Below are 2,108 nucleotides of genomic sequence, written 5' to 3'. Positions count from 1 at the left end.
TTATTATAAACTGCATAACAGATTTAGAGGATGTTCTTTACTATGAAAAAACCTTTGAAACCATAGAAAAATGTGGAGATATAGATATTATAGGCATCGTTAAAAATAAAGATGAATATGATGTCGATGTTAAAAGAATTTTATAATTTAACTTATTCCGCAAGAAGTCCCTTCTGTTATAAATCCTTCGGATTTTAACTTCGTTTGATTGTAAAATCTCCTCGTTTCGCGAAGATAAGGAATTAAAAAATCCTTTGGATTTTAGCTCGCAAATAAAGATTTGCTATGGTAGAGTCCATTTTAAGACGGAGGAGAGTAATTCACTTAGAGTTATACCTTATATAAAGGTAATCTCTTGGCTAAAATCTCCTATGAGTAGGAAGGTTTGCGAAGGGCGAGGGCTACGAAAACCGAAGTTTTCGTTTAACCCCTTCCGTAAGTAGGGGTAATTCACTAATTTACTATACCTTGTATCTCAATATAGCGGCAATGCCTTTGAATGCTTTATATATCTGGTTTCCCTCTTCGGTATCTGTTGAAACTATCTTTAAATCTGCCCCAGATTCATCACATAATTTTGCAAGGTATTCAATTATATCCTCTGTATTGTCTATATAAAGCATACCTCCACATTTTGGACAGGTTTTTGTTTTTAAAGATTCTTCAACTTTTGGGAGCTCGTCATTTTTTACATTTATCTCTTCTGTGTAATCACAGTTGTTACATTTTATTGTTATTCTTGACATATTGATGTTATCCGTAACAATTAGAGTATCCACTGCCCCCATTTGAAGATATCTCATAACCTCTTTTTCACCGTATGCCGCAAGACCACCATCTTCTTTTATGAGTTCCTTAAAGAATCTTTGAACAACTTCCTTTTCCTTCATTAAATCCAAATCCCTTAAAAGACCAGATGCTTTATCCAAAAGTTCTCTTACTCCAAATTCCTCGGTATAACACAAATCAAATGTATCAATCACCTTCTTTTTTAACTCATGGTGAAGATAGTCCTTATTTACAAATTCATTTTTGGTATTTCCAGGACCCCCAACAAGTATGCCACTTAATTTTTTTTCTTGAAATAGGGGCAAAAACTCCTCATTTGCATATTCTCCAACCCTTATCATAAACTGATTTGCAGCATCATCTATCAGTCTTTCAAGCCTTCTCGCCGACTGACCACCTGCCTTAAATTTTCCAGGAACACCACTTGTTAATCTTTTTAGTATTTGAATATTTTTTCCCTTAACAAGAGCAATTGTAGCTTCGTTCCTGTCAATAAGTATAATACCGTAAATATCTTTTTCCTGAATAAAATCTTCCAACGGCTCGGTGTAAAACTGAGAATCACATCTATATACAAATGTTTTTATAGGTTCTGGAGGTTCCAACACATAGGTTTCCATTTTCTCAGTTCCTGGACCTCCTCTTGGAATCATTCCTGCAAATATAATTACCCCTTTTTCAAGGGGTTCTTTTAAAAGTTTTAATCTTTGCAATATTACCTCAATTGCCGATTGAACATTTTTTCTCGTTGTTTTACTTTTAATATTTGAGGATTGGGAGAGCTCTTCCCTAAGATACTGCCCAACATCTGATAGTCTTTTTCCCGCTGGAATGTATAAACTAATTAGTTCTGTTCCTTTTCCTTTTTTATTTTTCAATTCTTTAAGTGCCTTTTTGAATAGATAAACATCTGTTGCAGTATTGCTCATAAAATCACCATATTATTAAATTTTTTATTTTTATATAAAATTTTAATATTGTAATATATATACATATATATCTTTAAAAATTATTCATTACATAAACTTAATTTTTTTAATTTTTATTTTTAAAATATTATTCCTTTAAAAAAAGCTATATATTTACATCAAGTATATTAACTCCATATTTGAATGCTTTTCCAATCATGAACTCACCAATTTAAATTCAAAGTTATAATGAATATTAAATTATAAAATTAACTATATAATAAAAAACCTAAATAAATCCTATGAAAATTAAATAACATTAATCTTTAAATTTTCCATTTTAATTTATTATTGTATTTATATTTAAAAATTATATATATTTTTTTTTATTAATTGGAAAATAATATATAT

General features: G+C 29.9%; 1 protein-coding gene and 1 pseudogene. One reads left to right on the top strand and one right to left on the bottom strand.

Annotated features, from left to right (window positions below; translation table 11 throughout):
* Positions 1-146, top strand: a pseudogene (locus F7B34_RS04280) (ATP-dependent dethiobiotin synthetase BioD); the annotation flags it as partial.
* A gap of 315 nt (positions 147-461) precedes the next feature.
* On the opposite strand, the gene prf1 reads toward F7B34_RS04280, so the two are convergent.
* The gene (prf1, locus tag F7B34_RS04275; RefSeq protein WP_292460602.1) at positions 462-1,718 is read right to left on the bottom strand and encodes a peptide chain release factor aRF-1; all 1,257 of its coding nucleotides are present in this window, start codon (positions 1,716-1,718) and stop codon (positions 462-464) included.
* Between the last annotated feature and the right edge of the window lie 390 nt (positions 1,719-2,108).

This window comes from Methanothermococcus sp. (genome assembly GCF_015523155.1).
Classification (GTDB): Archaea; AGJL01; Methanococci; order Methanococcales; family Methanococcaceae; genus Methanofervidicoccus.
Note: the sequence above shows the minus strand (reverse complement) of the source record. Positions and strands in the feature narration are given on the sequence as shown.